Source organism: Streptococcus sp. FSL R7-0248, assembly GCF_037967965.1.
Classification (GTDB): domain Bacteria; phylum Bacillota; class Bacilli; order Lactobacillales; family Streptococcaceae; genus Streptococcus.
Genome location: NZ_CP150201.1, coordinates 1489525 through 1510093, shown reverse-complemented (window position 1 = coordinate 1510093; position 20569 = coordinate 1489525). Strand labels below are relative to the sequence as shown.

Here is a 20569-nt window from a genome sequence, read left to right as displayed (position 1 = left end):
AGAAATAAAAAATGACAGAAAAAATTTCCGTAATTATTCCCGTTTACAATGTAGAAAATCAACTCCAGACCTGTTTAGACAGTGTTTTGGGTCAGACCTATCAAAATCTTGAAATTATTCTCATCAATTATGGCTCAATAGATAATAGTGATGCCATTTGCCGTAGTTATGCTGCTAGGGATTCTCGTATCCTCTATTTTAAAAAGGATAATGGAGGGCTTTCAGATGCTCGCCATATTGGTATTCGTCAGGCTAAGGGAGCTTACGTCACCTACGTGGATGCTGAGGATTGGGTAGAGCCAACCTATCTAGAGGAGCTTTATAAGGCGCTTCAATCTCACAAGGCGGATATCGCAGTGGCCAATTACAGTGTCTATAAGGAATCGGAAGATCTCTTTTATTTTTATATCAAGGATGAAGATTATTATGAGCAGGTTTATTCACCGGCTCAGATTATTGATGGTCTCTTTGAAGAAACCAATAACATTAACATCGCTCTGATTTCTGCAACAGGCAAACTCTACAAACGTTCTTTGTTTAATGACTTGCTTTTTCCAAAAGAGCATGCAGGGGAGGATGGCTTTTTCAACCTTAAAGCCTATCTCATGAGTGAGCGTACGGTATATCTCAACAAGGGACTTTATGTATATCGTGAGAGTCCAGAGATGCCATCAGCGACTTGGATGCAAGACTGGATGATGACCTTGGTTTATGCCATGGAAGAACGCTTGGCTATTGTTGCTAGTCATGGTTTCCCTTTGGAGAAATACATGGTTACCTACCGTCAGATGCTAGAGGCTTGCTTGAAAAATGTGGAGGAGCAAGGTCTCACGGATTCTGATGCCTACCGCTCCATTCAGGAGAAATTCCAGGTCTTGAGTTTAGCTCCTCAACGTTATGAGACTAAAAAGCGTGCTATTGTTCTTGCGGCTAACTATACTTATGTTGACCAAGTGCTTACGACCATCAAATCCATCGTTTTCCATCATCGCAACATTCGTTTTTACTTGATTAACGATGATTTCTCTCAAGAGTGGTTTAGAGGACTAAACCGTCATCTGGCTGCCTTTGGTAGTGAAGTGATTAACTGTCGTGTGGATAGTAGTCATATCAAGCAATACAAGACTAATAGCAACTATGCAAGCTATCTTCGCTATTTTGTGGCGGACTTTGTGTCTGAGGAACAGGCCCTTTATTTGGATAGTGACATGGTGGTTACAGGTTCTCTAGAGGACCTCTTTACCCTTGATTTGCAAGGTCGACCTTTGGCTGCCGTGCGTGATTATGCTACTCAGGTTCAGGATTGCCAGGCGATGTTTGATGCTGGCTTCATGGTGATTGATACGGCTTATTGGAAGCAGTACAACATGAGACGCCACCTAATCGACATGACTAGTGAATGGCATGACAAGGTCCCATTTGCGGAGCAGTCCATTCTAAACATGGTCTTCCGTAACAACTGGTTGCCCTTGTCTTTTGACAACAACTATGCGGTTACCAAGTCTAGTTTAGCTGGTTTCCATCTGCCAAATGGTCAAGACTATCCTAAGGTTGTGCATTATGCCTCACACCGTAAGCCTTGGTTACCATTGGCTTGCCAAGCTTATCGCGAGGTCTGGTGGTTCTATGCTCAAATGGATTGGTCAGAGGTTGCTGAAAATGCCACTTTATTGCCACTTTCAGAGGACATGATTTATCCTAAGGGCCGTCCGTTTACTTGTTTGATTTACACCAACATTTCAGAAATTCCGCATTTGACGGACCTTATCTCGGCTCTTCCTAAGGTACAGTTTAAAATTGCCTCTCGACAGCATGTGACAGATAAACTGGCCCAATTGATTACCTATCCAAATGTGACGGTTTACTCAGCCATTGCGGGCTTAAATGGGCTAGATTTGGAATTGTTGCGTACCAGTGACTTGCTTCTAGATATCAATCCAGGAAGAAAAGTAGTGGAAATTCTTGATGCCTTTAGGTTTGAAAACAAACCAATTTTAGGGTTCGAGGACCTTAAGTCAACCAAGCATAACCAACAAACCTACTCAAGAGATCGTTGGAAAGAGATGGCTGAGACCATTCGACAAATGCGTAAGAAGAGCCTGTAATCCTTTGCTTGGATAAGTAGGCTGAAATGGCGTCTCTGTCTCGTTTCAATCGAAATAACATCAGCCTGTCTATGGGCAGGAAATAGGAGTAATAGTGAAAAAAATTAGTCAATCGATAATCACCAAACGTGTCTTATGGACCCTCTTTTTCCTCTTTATTTATTGTTTGGGAAATCAATTGGTTCTACCGTTTGTGGATTTGAAAAATGCAAATATCTTTGGGGGAGCCATGGGTTCCTTGGCTTTCTCTAGTGCCATGATGGGGGGGAACCTCAGGTCCATGTCTCTATTTTCAGTGGGCTTGTCGCCCTGGATGTCGGCCATGATTCTCTGGCAGATGTTTTCTTTCTCTAAGAAAATGGGCTTGAAAAATCTTCCCATTGAGATTCAGGACCGTAGACGCATGTATTTGGCCCTAGGGATTGCCATTGTTCAATCTTTGGCAGTATCCTTGAATTTACCTATCGTTTCAGGGGTTAATGCTAGTCTCGCTATTTTCATGAATACCATTTTATTAATTGCCGGGACCTTCTTCTTGGTTTGGCTATCAGACCTCAACTCTCTCTTTGGGATTGGAGGCTCCATTGTTATCTTGATGGCAAGTATGATGGCCAATCTGCCCTATCAAATCATGGATAGTATTGAAAAGTTAGGTATCGGTTGGGATGTCTTGCTTCCTCTGATTCTATTCAGTTTGGTCTTCCTCTATATTTCAGGGGTTGTGCAGAGGGCTAGATACCGTATCTCAATCAATAAAATCAATATTCATAACCGATTTAAACAGTATTCTTACTTGGATATTATGCTGAATCCAGCCGGAGGGATGCCTTTCATGTATGCCATGTCGCTGGTTAGTATTCCGCAGTATGTTTTTATGCTGATTCAATTTATCCATCCTGAAAGCAAGTGGACCAGTGGTGCCATCAAGGCTTTGACAGTCGGTCAACCTCTTTGGTTGGTTGTTTATCTGGTCATGCTCTTCGTTCTAGGGTTAGCCTTTGCCTTTGTTAATGTCTCTGGTGAGCAAATCTCTGAGCGAATGCGCAAGTCAGGTGAGTATATCTACGGTGTTTATCCAGGCCAAGAAACTAGTGCCTATATCAACCATTTGGTGCTTAGACTTGGTTTTATCGGTGCCCTTTATATGCTCTTTATGGCAGGTGCTCCAATGCTGATTATCTTGGTCAATCCAGATTACCTGCAATTGAGTATGATTCCTGGTACTTTCTTGATTTTTAGCGGTATGATTTACAACGTTAACGAGGAAATGAAAGCCTTGAAGCTTAACACTTCCTATACCCCACTTTTTGAAAATGTATAAACTCTCACCCCTCGTGGGGTTGAGAGGCAGGCTGGTGATGCGTGATCGGTCTGCCCCTCAATCTCAAGTATTGTGATGAAAAGACAATGAAGGAGAACTCATGTATTATTTTATTCCAGCTTGGTATGGACAGACGGACGAATTTTGGAAGACGGCCATTGATCCTTGGTACCGTATCCGCCAAAAAATTGAATTTGATGATAGCTTGCACCAAGTTCGTATTTTTCAGGACGAAGAATTAGCGCCTCAGCTTTTGCTTTTGGCCTATCAACCGCATTTGCGTTATTTCTTGCATCGTCATGATGTCTTGGAAGTTGGCTATACAGCTATTTTTGACTTGATTCAGGGTATCACTGATGAAGATATGAAAAACCTTCAGGTGACAGATTTGGAATGGCCAGAAGGGTCTACCTTTGTCCACACACCATTTGCCATCGTGGTGCAATGTCAACACAAGCGTTATGCCGAGATTGAGTTCGGTTCAGAAGGCTTTATTGGCATGATTCGCTACTTTAAGGATGAGCAAATCATTCGTGAAGATGTCTACGATGACCGCGGCTTTATTTCGAGTAGTCTTTATTATGAAGAGGGGCAGCCCATCTATCGAAACTACCTCAACGCCAAGGGAGTCTGGCAGCTTTGTCATTTCTTTGATGGACGTGGAATTGTAGCCAACCCTCGTACGGATGGCCGTTTTGAAAAGAGTTATTATGGTGATCTTTCAGAAGTTATCTGGGAATTTTTGAATAAATTCTTAGCTGAAGAGGTCAAGGCAGCAGACCGTTTTGTTATTGCGTCAGATCTGCGTCATAACAAGCACCTCTTTAAACATTTGCCAGCAGAAAATACAAAGATTTTGACCTGGTTCGCAGAACGTAATCAGGAAGATAAGGTTGATGCTTATGCAGACTTTCTTCCACAGGTGGACTTGATGATTGCGGATCGTTACGATTACTTGGAGCAACTTCAGGTTGCCTACCCGAAAGAGGCTAAGAAGCTCAAACATATGGCTTCCTTCGATACCCGTTTGGCTTTGGGAACCAGTCAACGTGTCAAAGAGTCTAAAATCTTTTATCAGGTAGACTTCAATCAGTTGGATTTAGAGGCTATTTATCAAGTTTTGGCTTTCGTGGCTAAGTATCCAAAGACACAGGTTGAGTTTGGAGCATTTAATGCCAATCCAGAGCAACTCGGTAGCCTGCAACATCAAGTGGAAAAAATGATTGAAGAACGTTTGAGTCCAGATGCCTTTGAAGAGGTTGTCGAAAGTAGTGGTGCAGAAAATAAATTGGAAGAAAATAATGAAATCGTCAGCCGATTTTCTTTCCAAGACCTGCGTGACGAGACTGCCCTTATCAAGGCCCTTCAGTTTACACGACTTATTGTCGACTTAAGCAAGGAACCTAATCGTTATACACAGATTGCTGGAATCAGTGCTGGTATTCCACAAATTAACCGTGTGGCGTCTGAGTATGTGACCCACCAAGAGAATGGTTATATCTTGAAGCACTTGTCCGATTTTGAAAAAGGGGCTTACTACTATTTGGGACAGTTGAACAACTGGAACCGTTCCCTTATCTACTCTATTGAGAAAATTAAGGAAAATACAGGAGACCGTTTGGTGCAAAAATGGGAAAATTGGTTGAAGGAGGAGCAGAATGACCAAGGATAATCGTCTGAAGATACTACAAGTTGGATCATCCAACTGGTCAGAAAATCAGGAAATTCCTGAAAATATGAAATGGTATTATTGCAATCTTGGTCAGCTTGAGACCTTACAAGAAACCATCGAAGAAGACGAAATCAAGGCTTTCACAGCGGTTATTGTGGACAGTCTTGCGGGTCTTGAGGAATTGATGGCTATTAAAGAGCATTTGATTCCTCATGCTATTTTCTTTGATCAAACGATTGAAGTGTCGGATGAGATACTTGCTCAGTTCATCAAGGAAATGTGTGCTGTGCCGACTGATTTTTCAAATCAAGGACAGTTGCTCTTTACCCTTTCAAAAGCACTCTTTTCAGGCCAATATGGGGATAAGATGTCTCCTTTCACTACCCAGGTTAACCCAAATTTTACTGGTGAGGTGACCTACCACGGTCATGAAAATGTCATTTTAAAAGGTGATTATGGTCAAGATTTTAGTCCTGTCTTGGACTGGACCTATAATGTCAGAGCCAGCAAGGAAAATCCTATCGAGCTTTGGCTGGAATTTGAAAAAGAGGAGACTTGCGAGTGTCGTTTGATTCTCAATCTTTTGCCAGAAGGTTCGGTCGCAGGTATTTTTAAGACCTATATCGTTTCAGAAGAAGAAATGCGCAAGGGGGCCATTGTTCTTGATGAGGACATGACCTTCCTCTTGGCTGCTAGTCTTGAAATGAAGGGCAAAGGTCAGATTACAATTGGTGGTCTCCACCAACGTTTGACCCGTTTCCAATTCGGTAAATTTGTACTTGGTGGTGGTATTCTCCACGACAGCAAGCGTCAGGAAATCAACTATTTCTTTTATCCTGGGGATTTCAAGCCACCTTTGTCTGTTTACTTCTCAGGTTTCCGTCCTGCCGAAGGTTTCGAAGGTTTCGGAATGATGAAAGGGATGGGAACACCATTCTTGCTCTTTTCAGACCCTCGTCTCCAAGGGGGAGCCTTCTACATGGGAACTGAAGAGCTTGAAAATAGTATCAAGGATACCATCCAACATTACTTGGACTATCTAGGTTTTGACAATAGTCAACTCATTCTCTCTGGGATGTCCATGGGAACCTTCCCATCTATGTACTATGGTGCGGACTTTGAACCTCATGCCATCATCATGTCTAAACCCCTAGCCAATGTTGGTACTATCGGTAATCGTGCCAGACTCTTGGCACCAGAGGTTTTCCCGACAGGAATTGATGTCTTGCATTTGCAGACAGGACGCTTGGATAATGAGGGTGTTGAGGCCCTTAATCAGAAGTTCTGGAATAAGTTTGAAAAAGCAGATTTTTCAAACACGACCTTTGGTCTTTCTTACATGAAAGACGAGGATATGGATCCGACGGCCTATGAGGATATTACCAAGTCCCTCTATTACTCAGGGGCTAAGATTCTCAGTAAGGGAACGTCAGGTCGACACAACGATGATTCATATACGGCGACAACTTGGTTTGTCAATTTTTACCGTATGATTTTAGAAAATGATTTTGGAAGGAAGGAGTAAGAATGTTCAGAAACAAGAAATCAGAAATCTTGTGGGGCTTAAACCACAAAGCCTACATGTATGGCTCAAAAATTGTTAAACGCCAAGATGGTTCTGTGCAATTTTACAATCCTTTGGTGCCATCAGGAACGGAAATCCAGTCTTGGATGGCCATCCAAAACTATCAAGCTGCTCGTACCCAGCCTGCCCTCCCACTTTTGAAAAAGGGGCATAGCTATGACTTGACAGCTAATCTCGAAGCTGTACCAACAGGCTCAGTCTTTTTGAAAGTCAGCTTTTTGGACCGTTATGACAATGAAATCAAACAGCTTATTGAAAAAAGTACCCACATGACCTTTATTTACCCTCATGATGCCTATACCTATCGTATTTCTCTCTTGAGTGCTGGGGTCAAAGAGCTGGATTTCTACAGCTTGAAACTGGAAGAAACAGGAGAAGAACATGTTTAAACAACTGAATCCTATTCTCCCTGTTAAGGAGATACTCAAGGAAATCAACGTCCTAGCCGATGAAATGGCCGGTCTGAGCAACCTTGAGTTGAAAAATAAAACGCAGGAATTTAAGGAGCGTTTAGCCCAAGGAGAAAGCTTGGACGACCTCCTGCCAGAAGCCTTTGCGGTTGTTCGTGAAGCAGATAAGCGCGTGCTAGGCATGTTTCCTTATGATGTTCAGGTCATGGGGGGCATTGTCATGCACCAGGGCCATATCGCTGAGATGAATACCGGTGAGGGTAAGACTTTGACGGCAACCATGCCAGTCTACCTTAATGCCTTGTCAGGTGAAGGGGCTATCCTCGTTACGACCAATGAATACTTGGCTATCCGTGACGCCGAAGAAATGGGTCAGGTCTATGAGTTCCTAGGTTTGACGATTGGTGTGCCTTGTGTGGAAGGCAGTAATGAGATGGAACCAGCTGAAAAGCGTGCCATCTATCAATCAGATATCGTTTACACGACCAATGCCAGTCTAGGTTTTGACTATTTGATTGATAACCTTGCTTCTAACCAAGACGGGAAATACATGCGTCCTTTTAACTATGCTATCGTCGATGAGGTAGACTCTGTTCTTCTTGATAGTGCCCAGACGCCCTTGATTATTTCTGGTGCGCCCCGTGTTCAGTCCAACTACTATGGAATGATGGATACACTCATGACTACCTTGGTCGAGGGTGAAGACTACATCTTCAAAGAGGAAAAAGGTGAAGTTTGGTTGACCACTAAGGGTGCCAAGGCTGCTGAAAACTACCTCGGTATCGGCAACCTCTACGATGAGGAAAATAGTACCTTTGCCCGTCATTTGCTCTTTTCACTTCGTGCCCACTTGCTCTATAAAAAGGATAAGGACTACATCATTCGTGATGGTAAGAAAGGGCCTGAAGTGGTCCTTCTTGATAAATCGACAGGTCGTCTCTTGGAATTGACCAAGCTCCAAGGTGGACTCCACCAAGCCATTGAAGCCAAGGAATTAGTGGCCTTGTCACAAGAAACCAGAGCCATGGCTTCTATCACCTACCAAAGTCTCTTTAAAAAATTCAAGAAAATTTCAGGGATGACTGGTACTGGTAAGGTTGCGGAAAAAGAATTTCTCGATACCTATGGTATGAAGGTCATTCAAATTCCAACCAACCGTAAGAAACAACGTATCGACTATCCAGATAAGATTTATGCGACTCTGCCAGAGAAGGTCTTTGCTTCTTTAGAGTATGTTAAGCATTATCATGAAAAAGGCAATCCTATCTTGATTTTCGTTGGTTCGGTGGAAATGTCAGAGCTTTATTCTTCTTTACTTTTGCGTGAGGGGATTGCTCATAATCTCCTAAATGCCAACAATGCACCTCGAGAGGCTGAGATGATTGCTGAATCAGGACAAATGGGTGCCGTGACAGTTGCGACTTCAATGGCTGGACGTGGAACAGATATCAAGCTCGGCAAGGGTGTAGCTGAACTGGGTGGATTGGTCGTAATCGGTACGGAACGTATGGAAAGTCAACGTATTGACTTGCAAATTCGTGGCCGTTCTGGACGTCAGGGAGACCCTGGTATGTCTAAATTCTTCGTCTCACTTGAAGACGATGTGATTAAGAAATACGGTCCATCATGGGTTCACCGTACCTACAAAGAATACGCCATTAATGACCACATTGAGCCTAAGGAACTGACCGGTCGTAAGTATCGTAAATTGGTTGAAAAAGCCCAAGATGCTAGTGAGAGTTCTGGTCGTACCTCACGTCGTCAGACGCTTGAATTTGCAGAGAGTATGAACATCCAACGTGAGATGATTTATGCTCAACGTGACCGTCTCATTTACCACAATCAAGGTTTGGACACTGTTATCGACGAGGTTCTTGACGATTTCATCGACCAAGCTATGGCTGAGGAAGATTTCTCAAAATCGGAAAATCTTTACCATTTCATCTTGCGTAATATCAGCTTCCGCATTAATGAAATTCCTAAGGATTTAGACCTCAACAATCGTGAGCAAGTCTTGGAACTCATCTACCAGTTCGCCTATCGTGAACTTGATGCTAAGAAGCAGGAGTTGAAAACCAAGGAACTTAACGAGTATTTCCAACGCCTATCCATGCTTAAGGCTGTGGATGACAACTGGGTAGAGCAGGTAGACTATCTGCAACAACTCCAAATGGCTATCGGTAGCCAGCAACTCAGTCAAAAGAATCCGATTGTCGAATATTACCAAGAGGCATACAAGGGCTTCGAAGCCATGAAACGTCAAATTAGAAAGGATATGGTTCGTAATCTTCTCCTTAGTCAGGTGCAAGTCACTAAAAAAGGAGATATCATCAGCCATTTCCCATAAAATAAGGAAATTATGACAGTATATAACATTAATTTAGGCATAGGTTGGGCTAGCAGTGGTGTCGAATATGCTCAGGCCTATCGTGCTAAGATTTTCAGGGAAATGGGGCAAGAAGCAAAATTTGTCTTTATGGACCTCATCCTTGGGGATAATATCGAGCATATGACTAGCAAGATTGGTTTTTCAGACGATGAAATCATCTGGCTTCATAACTATTTTACAGATATCAAGATTGCGCCATCGACCATTAGCCTAGCAGAAATAGAGACCGTCTTACCTGCCAATCCTGAGCGCAAGGAAGTTGCTGGTCGCCTCATTCGTTACCATTATCCACAGGATGATATGGTAGTGGCATGTAACCTTCGTGCGATGGACGAAGATGCAGTGGAAACAGTCAGCTACTTTGTCAACGATAAGCTCTTGCGCAAGGACTTTTACTCTTACACTCGTTACTGCAGTGAGTATTCTGCGCCTAAGGATAATCAAGCCAAGGTTTACCAACGTCGTTTTTATAACGAAGATGGGTCCACAGCCTATGACATGATTGTCGGAGACAATAATCAGGATATCTATCGTTTTCCTGATCAGGTTCTTTATGGTAAGCAAGAATTCCTTCGCTATTTCTTCAAACGTCTAGCCCTAACCAAGGATGATGTGGTCATCTTGGACCGTGAAACAGGCATTGGCCAGTTGGTCTTTGAAGAAGCGCAAGCTGCTCACCTAGGCGTCGTTGTTCACGCTGAGCATTTTAGTGTCAATCAAACTGATGACAACTACATTCTCTGGAATAACTATTACGAGTACCAGTTTACCAATGCGGACAAGGTTGATTTCTTTATCGTGGCAACTGATCGTCAGAAGGAAATTCTTCAAGAGCAGTTCCGTCGCTACACCAACCACGATCCAAAAATCTACACTATTCCAGTGGGAAGTCTGCCTGAATTGGTCGGGCAGGACAAACTACGTAAGCCATTCTCAATGATTACGGCCTCACGATTGGCTCAGGAAAAACACATTGACTGGTTGGTTCGTGCGGTTATTGAGGTTCATAAGACTCTGCCAGATATCACTTTTGATATCTACGGTAGTGGTAGTATGGATGCCAAGTTGCGTGAGATTATTGTTGAAGCACAAGCTGGCGACTATATCCGACTCATGGGGCACGCTGACTTGACTGACATTTATAGCCAGTACGAGGTCTATCTAACAGCTTCAACCAGTGAAGGTTTCGGCCTTACTCTCATGGAGGCGGTTGGTTCAGGTCTTCCGATGATTGGATTTGATGTGCCTTATGGGAATCAAACCTTTATCGAAGACGGGAGCAACGGTTATCTCCTCCCTGTCGCTGAAAATCATGTTGTGGATGTCATCACCAAGTCCTATAAGGATGCCATTGTCCGTCTCTATGAAAAAGGCAATATCGAAGCCATGCGTCAAAAATCTTATGACCTTGCCAAAGGCTTCTTGACCAGTCAAGTCAAGGCAGCTTGGAAACAGTTACTTGAGGAGGTACGCTCATGATATTCTTATGTGATTACTACAATCAAGCCAGTAAGGATCTAGCTTACTCACTTCAGGTAGCAGGCTATGATGCCACAACAGTTGTCATCAATCCAGATGGTTTTCTCCCTCAAGGCGCTCTCTCTCCTTTCACCTACTATGTGGAAGCAGAAGAGGAAACTGGTAAACCACGCTTTTTCAACCAAGTTCCTGTGCCAGCCTTTTGGGAAATTTCAGGGAACAATCAGATGGCGCGTGTGTCTAATCTTACCGAAGAACGTGCCCGCATCACCTACCCAGAAGGTAGCAAGGCTCGTATCGTTAAAAGTGTCGAATGGTTAGACAAGTCAGGAAAGATTCGCCAAGTGGACCACTATAACAAATACGGATTCTGCTTTGCCAAAACCACTCATGATGAGAACGGTCAGGCAGTCTTTACCAGCTACCAAACCAAAGAAGGTGACGAACGTATCTTGGAAAATCATCTCACCAGTGATATTCTCTTGACTCTACCAGGACAAGCCCTTCGTCGTTTCGCCAACCGTACCGAATTTGTTAGAGCCTTCCTAGCTCAGGTCTTTGGTGATATCAATCACATTATCTTTAATAGCTTGGCAACACCTTTCGTCGTCTCATGGACTATGCAAAATAAGGGTGCCACTGATGTCCTTGTATGGCAAGAGCCACTGGGTGATATCCTACCAGGAAATATGAATGGTATCTTAGAGGATAATTCAGCCAGAGCAAATGCCATCATCATTCCTGATAAGGTGACTTATGAAAAAGCCTTGACCTTGGTGCCTGAGGATAAAAAATATAAGGTCTTGTCACTTGGCTATGCCTATGACTTCAAGGAAAATCATGGCAAACCTCGTAATGCCTTTATTGCAACCAATTCAGACCAAATTGAGCGTTTAGAAGCCTTGGTTGAGTCACTCCCTGATGTGACCTTCCAGATTGCGGCAGTCACTGAGATGTCCCCAAGATTGCTCTCAATGATGCGTTATTCAAACGTTGTGCTCCATCCAAACGCTAGTCACAAGCAGTTGGACAAGCTCTATCAAGAGTCTAACCTCTACTTGGACATTAACCATCATAATGAATTGTATAAGGCGACGCGAACTGCCTTTGAACACCAATTATTGATTCTGGCCTTTTCAGAAACAGCTCATGGACCTGTCTATACAGCACCAGAGCATATCTATGCCAGTCAGAACTATCCAGCTATGGTTGCCAAGATTAAGCAGGTCCTAAGCGACAATCAAGCCATGCAAGAGGCCATGCAAGCTCAAGAAGATCAAGCCAATACTCTGACTGCTTCTGAGTTGGCCGACCGCTTACAATCACTTTTAGGAGGAAATCATGTCTAAAAAAGATTTATTCTACGGTGACGTTGAAGGCCGTATGGAAGAACTCAAGCAAAAGCCTATCACAAAAGAAAAAGAAACCAGAGGAGAGAAGATTAACAAGAGCTTTTCAATCATGCTCGGACTTGTTATTATCATCGGTTTGATCTTCACCCTTATTGGTTTGTTGAGGTAGTCTTATGATGTTAGTATTTATGGTTCTAGCAGTGATTCTTTCGGTTGCCCTTATCGTCCTAGTGACCATCCAACCGCGTCAAACGCAGATTTTCTCAACGGATGCCACTAGTAATATCGGTAAACCAAGTTATTGGGCTAGCCAACCGATTCGAAAAATGTTGACCTTGGCTATCAGCATAGCCCTCTTTATCCTCTTACTTATTTTTATGATTGTTTCTTATAAGTAAGTAGAGGACTTCCTACCATATAATAGAAAGAAGTATGTATGCGTGTACATTTTACGAATTTATTTGGGCAGTCCCCACGTAGTGTGGCCTTGATTGCCCAAAATGATACCATGAAGATTGCCAAGGAGCTTGGTGCCAATGAATTAGCAATCTATTTCTACGATAATAGCCAGGAGTCAAGTGGTGAATTAAATTCCCGCCTTGATGGTATTGTGGCAGGAGTGAGCTATGGCGATATTGTCTTCTTCCAGTCGCCGTCGTGGAATAGTGTCGCTTGGGACACTAGCCTCATTCATAAATTTAGGGCAGTGCAAACCAAACTTGTGATGTTCATCCATGATGTTCCACCTATAATGTTTCCTAGTAATTATTTCCTAATGCCTAACTACATTGAGATGTACAATCTTTGTGATGTCGTCGTTGTTCCATCAGAACAAATGCGTGATCGACTCATTGAGGAAGGGTTAACGGTCAAAAAGATTATTATCCAGGAACTTTGGGATTTGCCTCATAACCTTGACTTGCACAAACCAAGCTTCCAAAAGAAGCTCATCTTTGCTGGTAATCCAACTCGTTTCCCCCACATTCTCAACTGGCAGCAGGAGACACCTCTTCATGTCTATGCGGAAAAAGAAGAAGACAAGGATTATTCCAGAATTCAACTTGAAGGCTGGCGTAATAAACAGGAGCTCTTGTTTGACCTTTCTAAAGGAGGTTTTGGTCTTGTCTGGGGGAATTCAGAAAAATCTGAAGATGAGCTTGATTACTATAAGTTGAATATTTCCTATAAACTCTCTACCTATTTAGCTGCAGGCTTGCCAGTTGTGGTGCCTGACTATCTTTCAAATGCTGACTATGTCAGAGAACATGGCCTAGGCTTTGTCGTTTCGAGTCTGGAAGAAGCAGACCGTTGTGTACAAGAATGTACCGAGGAGCAGTATGCCCAGATGGTTGCTAACGCACAATACACTGCCTACCTCATTAGCAATGGTTATTTCATCAAGAAGCTTTTTATTGATGCTATAATGGCCCTTGGTTAATAGTCTAAAAAGAATTATCGGAAGGTAATTCTTTTTTGTGACAAATCTGAGCATATATCTTGACTATTTATAAATTAATCAAATCATTTTCACTTTAGACTTAAGGATTTAAGGAAGACCTGTCTCTAATTAGGATTAATGTTAAAAAATAGTCAATAATAGCCTAACAGATGTAAAGAATTCGCCTAAAATAATTGATTGTAATTGTGTGACAATTTATCAAAAATGGAATTGTTGGATAATTTTAAACCGAACGATAGTCAGCTTAAAAATGAGAATAATAGAAATAAATAGCATAAAATAGGGAGTTTCAACCGTTTTCACTTAAAAACAATGGTAATTATTTATAGTAATCAGAAAATTCAGAATTGCGAAAACCTTACATTTTTTTGGAGAAAATGAGATAAAAAAGAACAATTTTTAGTAAACTTGTGATATATTATAAATTGTAATTTCCAGATTAGGAAATAACTCATATTTTTAGGAGGTAAATATGTTTTTTAGACGTAACGAAGGTGAATTCCGCGAAACAGATCGCGTGACTCGCTTCAAACTTATCAAATCGGGTAAAAACTGGCTTCGTGCTGCAACATCTAACTTTGGACTTTTCAAAGTTGTTAAAGGTGGCGCAGATGCTCCGTCAGTAACAGTTCAAAATGTAGAAGAAAAATCTTCTCTTCTTTCAGGTACAGCTCTTCTTAAAGGGATTGCAGCAGCAGGTGCTGTGGCAGGTGGCGCAGTAGCAACTTACACTGCTCAAGCCGAAGAAACAACTGCACCAGCTTTGGAAAGCCAAGCAACTACAAATCATGATATCATTGCTAACTCTGATTCAGTTGCCTTGAGCGCTGCTCCAGTATCCGAAACAGTAGCTTCAGAAGCTCCAGCATCAGCTAGTCAAGAGTCTACAAGCTCTTCAGTTGACGCTCAAGCAAGCACAGACGCTTCAGTTTCAGTATCACAATCTGTATCAGCAGAATTGTCACAAGCTATTTCAGAATCTGTATCACTTAGCAAAGTGAACTCAACTTCTGAAAGCCAATCACACACTGAAAGCAACAGTGGTTCAAACTCAGAATCATCTTCAGCTTCAGAATCAGCAACTTCAACAGCTGCAACTGCATCAGAAACAGCTACTCAAGAAGATGAAAAAACTATCTTGGATCAAAACGTTTCAGAAGCAGAATTGCTTGTAGGTATCGCTAAAGATTACCAAGCTAAGTTGACTGATACAGTAGCTAAAGCTGAAATCCAAACTGCTATCGCAACAGTTCAAGAAGAAGTTGCTAAATCAACAACATTGCTTGCTGCATCAGCAACAAACGCTGCTTACGCAGAACAACGTGAGCGCCTTGGTAACGCTGTTGACAACATGATGACTAAGATCACTGACAACGGCTTCACAGGTAACTCAGTAGTTAACGGTGTTGCAGCAGTTACTGCACAGTTGGCACCAATCTCAACAAGCACTACTGGTAGTGTAGATACTAACCCAGTTATTTCAAATGCTAATGGTGCAACGATTGAAGATGCAGCCTTCAATGAAGCTGGTTATGCTTTGGATCCAAACACAGATCGTTTCACTTTCGGTGTATGGCAATTCCTTAAAACAAACCACGCTACTGGGGCTAAAACAAACTTTGATTACTACGCTACACTTTCAGTAGACCGTTCAGCAATCACAGGTAGCCTTTCAGCTAACCCAGATGTTTACTTGCGTATCGTTAAGAAGTCTGATGGTTCAGAAGTTTACACACGTACAATCAAAGCGGGAGAAAGCAATATCTCACTTCCAAGCTACATCACAAACAATAACTCTGATGTAACTAACACTTTGACATACGCAGCTGCTAACGGAACTAATCCAGGTAACGTTACCTTCTCATTAGTAAATGCTAACCTTGAGTATGAAACACTTCAAATCCGTGATACTAACTACCCAGGTAACCAAGGTGAAGACAAACAAAACGTTCAAACTTCTGTTCCTTATGCTAAAGCTGATCAAACAACTTACTATAAAGTCGTTGACAGTAGCAAGTACACAGAAGGTCAAACATACAAACCAACTGGAAATGAAACAGTTCTTGCAAGCTATACTCAAACAGGTCTTGCAGGGCAACAATTCACAGCCTCAGGAAATCGTGATGTTGCTGGTTACAAACCTGTAGCTGCCACAACAGATTCGACTCAATTGACAACTGGTATCCTTGGTAAGGGTGTTGTTGGTCAAAAACTTGTCGAACTTCAAGGTGGAGCGAACCACTACTATGTGAAACGTATTTCTGAAATCGTTGATACTGATGGCTCAACTGTAACGAAATTCTACGCCCTTGATCCATCACAGGTTAACAATTTTGCTACATCAGATATTGGTACTGAAGATGTATCTAAGTACACACTCATCTATACAAGTAAAGTTAACAAAGCTGGTGAAGAGTGGAAAGCTGATGAGACAAAAGTTACAAAAGTAAACAGCAAAAATGGTGACTACTATATTGAAGTCAACGAAACAGCTGGAAGTAAATCACTCATTATCACTGGTTGGCAGTCTGCTACTGAGACAGATACTTATAAACAAATGGACGGAACTCTACATACTTATCCACGTCCATTCAAAGGTGCTCCAAGCACATCATTGACACCTGCCGGAGCTGGTAATAACAGTTACAACGTGATCGCTGGTAAAGTTCCAGAAATCCAAGCAGAAGGATCTGTTGCGAATGACCCAACAGCACCAAACGGAAAAGTATACTCTGAATTGAAGGGTTATTCATCATTCTCAAACAACTACTCAATTCCAACTGCGATTAAACCATCAACTGATGTGAACTATTACTTCGTTAAGATGAATGATTCTGAATCTGCTTCTCAATCGCAATCATTCTCAAACTCTGCATCAAACTCGCAATCCGAGTCAGAAGTAGTGTCTAAATCACAATCTTCATCAGAATCAGAAGTAGCGTCTAAGTCACAATCTGTATCAGAATCAGAAGTGGTTTCTAAATCACAATCAGTGTCACAATCAGAATCAGAAGTAACATCTAAGTCACAATCTGTATCAGAATCAGAAGTGGTTTCTAAATCACAATCAGTGTCACAATCAGAATCAGAAGTAGTGTCTAAGTCACAATCTGTATCAGAATCAGAAGTGGTTTCTAAATCACAATCAGTGTCACAATCAGAATCAGAAGTAGTGTCTAAGTCACAATCTGTATCAGAATCAGAAGTGGTTTCTAAATCACAATCAGTGTCACAATCAGAATCAGAAGTAGTGTCTAAGTCACAATCTGTATCAGAATCAGAAGTAGTGTCTAAGTCACAATCTGCATCAGAATCAGCTTCATTGAGTGATTCAGTGTCAGCATCTGCATCAGAATCAGCAAGTGCGTCTGAGTCAGCATCTGCGTCAGAATCAGCAAGTGCGTCTGAGTCAGCATCTGCATCAGAATCAGCAAGCGCATCAGCTTCAGCATCTGCATCAGAATCAGCAAGCGCATCAGCTTCAGTATCTGCGTCTGAATCAGCAAGCACATCAGCTTCAGTATCTGCGTCAGAATCAGCAAGCGCATCTGAGTCAGCATCTGCATCAGAATCAGCAAGCGCATCTGAGTCAGCATCTGCATCAGAATCAGCAAGTGCATCTGAGTCAGTTTCAACTTCAGAATCTATCTCAGTTTCACTTTCACTCTCTGAGTCAACTTCAATTGTTACAAATAACTCAGAATCTGAATCAACATCTTCTTCTGAGTCAGCATCTGTATCAGAATCAGCAAGTGCATCTGAGTCAGCGTCTGCATCAGAATCAGCAAGCGCATCTGAGTCAGCATCTGCATCAGAATCAGCAAGTGCATCAGAATCAGCAAGCGCATCTGAGTCAGCATCTGCATCAGAATCAGCAAGCGCATCTGAGTCAGCATCTGCATCAGAATCAGCAAGTGCATCTGAGTCAGCATCTGCATCAGAATCAGCAAGCACATCAGCTTCAGCATCTGCATCAGAATCAGCAAGCTCTTCAGAATCAACTTCTGTATCTGAATCAGTATCAGCTTCTGAATCTTACTCAGCATCTGCTAGCCTTTCAGAATCTACATCAACTTCAACTTCAGTTTCAGAATCACTTTCAAGCTCTGAATCAACTTCAGCTTCAATTTCTGAATCAATGTCAGAAAGTGAAACTCCTAAAGTTGGTGAAGTAATCATCACTTACATCCGTGAGAATGATGGTAAAGAAATCCAAAAACCACGTCAAGATACACCAAACTCACCATATGACACTCCATATAACACAACTGAGGAAGGTGAAAAACCTAACACAATCAAGACTCCAGATGGTAAGACATACAAGATCGTACCAAAAGGTGACTACCCAGTAGGTAAAGTTGACGGAGACGGACACCTTGAATCATCTGATCCAATTAAAGGTAAAGTTGATAAACCTAAATCAACAATCACTTACGTTTATAAAGAAGTGAAGGGTGACGTTTACGTTCACTATAAAGACACTGACGGTAACACAATTAAAGATGATGTCACTGACGAAAAAGATCAACCAGTTGATAAAGATTACGATACAGTAATTGACAACCGTCCAAAAGAAATCCAATACAATGGTAAGACATATGAATTGGTACCAGCAGGTAACTACACTGTAGGTAAAGTTGACGAACAAGGTCACCTTGAGTCATCAGACGCTACAACAGGTAAGGTTATCGAAGGACGTAAAGACGTTACTTACATCTACAAACTCAAAGAACAACCAGCACAACCTAAGGGTAATGTTTACGTTCACTATGTAGACACTGAAGGTAAGACAATTAAAGCATCTGTAACAGATGAATTGGCACAACCAGTAGGTAAAGACTACGATACAGTTGTAGATAACCGTCCAAAAGAAATCGAATTCGAAGGTAAGACATACGAATTGGTACCAGCAGGTAACTACAAAGTAGGTCAAGTCGACGAACAAGGTCACTGGACAGGTGATGACGCTACAACAGGTAAAGTTATCGAAGGCGATAAGAATGTAACTTACGTTTACCAACTTAAAGAACAACCAGTACAACCTAAGGGTAATGTATATGTTCACTACGTAGACACTGAAGGTAACACAATCAAAGCATCTGTAACAGATGAAAAAGATCAACCAGTAGGTAAAGACTACGATACAGTTGTAGATAACCGTCCAAAAGAAATCGAATTCGAAGGTAAGACATACGAATTGGTACCAGCAGGTAACTACAAAGTAGGTCAAGTCGACGAACAAGGTCACTGGACAGGTGATGACGCTACAACAGGTAAAGTTATCGAAGGTGACAAGAATGTAACTTACGTCTACAAACTTAAAGAAGATCCAACGAAACCTAAAGAAGGTGACGTAATCATCACTTACGTAGACGAAAAAGGTAAAGAAATCAAGAAACCTCGTCAAGACACACCAAACTCACCATATGATACTCCATATAACACAACTGAGGAAGGTGAGAAACCTAAGACAATCAAGACCCCAGACGGTAAGACATACAAGATCGTACCGAAAGGTGACTACCCAGTAGGTAAAGTTGATGGCGATGGACACCTTGAATCATCTGACCCAATTAAAGGTAAAGTTGATAAACCACGTTCAATCATCACTTACGTCTACAAAGAAGTGAAGGGTGACGTTTACGTTCACTATAAAGATACTGAAGGTAACACAATCAAGACTTCAGTTGTTGATGAAAAAGATCAACCAGTCGATAAAGACTACGATACAGTAGTAGACAATCGTCCTAAGACTATCACAACAACTGATGGTAAAGTTTACGAATTGGTACCAGCAGGTAACTACACTGTAGGTAAAGTTGATGGACAAGGTCACCTTGAGTCATCAGACGCTACAACAGGTAAAGTTATCGAAGGACGTAAAGATGTTACTTACATCTACAAACTTAAAGAACAACCAGCACAACCTAAGGGTAATGTTTACGTTCACTATGTAGATGAAAATGGTAACACTATCAAACAATCTGTAACAGATGAATTTGGTCAACCAGTAGGTAAAGATTACGATACAGTAATTGATAACCGTCCTAAGACAATTGTTACTGCTGATGGTAAAGTTTACGAATTGGTACCACAAGGTAACTACCCAGTAGGTTCTGTAGATGGTGATGGTCACTTGACAACAACTGACCCAGTAACTGGTAAAGTTATCGAAGGTGATAAGAACGTAACTTACGTTTACAAACTTGTCGATACAACTCCAGAAAAACCAGTAACACCAACTCCAGGTAAACCTGAACAACCAACTCCAGGTAAACCAGTTGATCCAGCTCCTAAAGCTCCAGCTAAAGCTACTCCAGTTAAACCTGCACAAGAAATGGCACAATTGCCAAACACTGGTGAAGAGTCTAACGTAGCAGCTACAGCAGCTCTTGGATTGCTTGCAACTGCATCTGGATTGGCTCTTGCGGCAAAACGCAAAAAAACTGAGGAATAATATTCCTTCGACTTACCCCTAAAACTTATGAGTGACTAGTCCTAATAAAAACTAACTACTCTTAAGTAAGAATAAGCCGATTAGCTTCGTTCTAAAAAAGACACATTCCGATATGGGATGTGTCTTTTTGTCGTGTTTGAAAATGAGAGGGGGTGTCTTAAACGTTAGTCTAAGTCTCATTTAGGCTTAGTATTAGAGAGTGAAGGCTTAGTTTAGTAAGCTAAAATCTTAGATGTGGAAGAAGTAGACTTTGAATTTTAAGACAACTTTAAGTTTTGTTTTGCAAAATGTAAGGTGGGTGAAAATGCTATGAAACAAGCATTTTCATTATTTATACAGC

12 protein-coding genes are annotated in these 20569 nt (G+C 41.8%); all 12 read left to right on the top strand.

Annotated elements, in window-relative coordinates:
• Positions 1–11 precede the first annotated feature (11 nt).
• The 12 genes from NYE32_RS06935 (at position 12) to NYE32_RS06880 (ending at position 20229) form a co-directional block, all read left to right on the top strand.
• Positions 12–2105, top strand: a complete 2094-nt coding sequence (locus NYE32_RS06935; RefSeq protein ID WP_339156931.1) for a glycosyltransferase — start codon at positions 12–14, stop codon at positions 2103–2105.
• 94 nt (positions 2106–2199) lie between these two features.
• Positions 2200–3426 (top strand): accessory Sec system protein translocase subunit SecY2, encoded by a 1227-nt coding sequence (gene secY2 / locus NYE32_RS06930; RefSeq protein WP_339156930.1) that lies wholly within the window; start codon positions 2200–2202, stop codon positions 3424–3426.
• Between the two features lie 100 nt (positions 3427–3526).
• On the top strand, positions 3527–5098 hold the full coding sequence (gene asp1 / locus NYE32_RS06925) for an accessory Sec system protein Asp1 (protein WP_339156929.1): 1572 nt from the start codon (positions 3527–3529) through the stop codon (positions 5096–5098).
• Positions 5085–6623 (top strand): accessory Sec system protein Asp2, encoded by a 1539-nt coding sequence (asp2, locus tag NYE32_RS06920; RefSeq protein ID WP_339156927.1) that lies wholly within the window; start codon positions 5085–5087, stop codon positions 6621–6623. The genes asp1 and asp2 overlap by 14 nt, the downstream gene beginning before the upstream one ends.
• A 2-nt stretch (positions 6624–6625) precedes the next feature.
• Positions 6626–7072, top strand: a complete 447-nt coding sequence (gene asp3, locus NYE32_RS06915) for an accessory Sec system protein Asp3 (RefSeq protein WP_048674049.1) — start codon at positions 6626–6628, stop codon at positions 7070–7072.
• On the top strand, positions 7065–9440 hold the full coding sequence (gene secA2 / locus NYE32_RS06910) for an accessory Sec system translocase SecA2 (RefSeq protein WP_339156925.1): 2376 nt from the start codon (positions 7065–7067) through the stop codon (positions 9438–9440). Before asp3 ends, secA2 begins: the two co-directional genes overlap by 8 nt.
• Positions 9441–9452: 12 nt before the next feature.
• Positions 9453–10961 carry an accessory Sec system glycosyltransferase GtfA gene (gene gtfA, locus NYE32_RS06905; protein WP_339156924.1) on the top strand — a complete coding sequence of 503 codons (1509 nt, stop codon included), beginning with the start codon at positions 9453–9455 and terminating at the stop codon, positions 10959–10961.
• Positions 10958–12310 (top strand): accessory Sec system glycosylation chaperone GtfB, encoded by a 1353-nt coding sequence (gene gtfB, locus NYE32_RS06900; RefSeq protein ID WP_339156923.1) that lies wholly within the window; start codon positions 10958–10960, stop codon positions 12308–12310. Before gtfA ends, gtfB begins: the two co-directional genes overlap by 4 nt.
• On the top strand, positions 12303–12482 hold the full coding sequence (gene asp4 / locus NYE32_RS06895; protein WP_002883547.1) for an accessory secretory system protein Asp4: 180 nt from the start codon (positions 12303–12305) through the stop codon (positions 12480–12482). Before gtfB ends, asp4 begins: the two co-directional genes overlap by 8 nt.
• 4 nt (positions 12483–12486) lie before the next feature.
• On the top strand, positions 12487–12711 hold the full coding sequence (locus NYE32_RS06890; RefSeq protein WP_002883546.1) for an accessory secretory protein Asp5: 225 nt from the start codon (positions 12487–12489) through the stop codon (positions 12709–12711).
• A gap of 38 nt (positions 12712–12749) precedes the next feature.
• Complete coding sequence (locus NYE32_RS06885) at positions 12750–13751, top strand: sugar transferase (protein ID WP_002883536.1); 1002 nt, start codon at positions 12750–12752, stop codon at positions 13749–13751.
• 493 nt (positions 13752–14244) lie between these two features.
• The gene (locus NYE32_RS06880; protein WP_339156922.1) at positions 14245–20229 is read left to right on the top strand and encodes an accessory Sec-dependent serine-rich glycoprotein adhesin; all 5985 of its coding nucleotides are present in this window, start codon (positions 14245–14247) and stop codon (positions 20227–20229) included.
• The last annotated feature ends 340 nt before the right edge of the window (positions 20230–20569 follow it).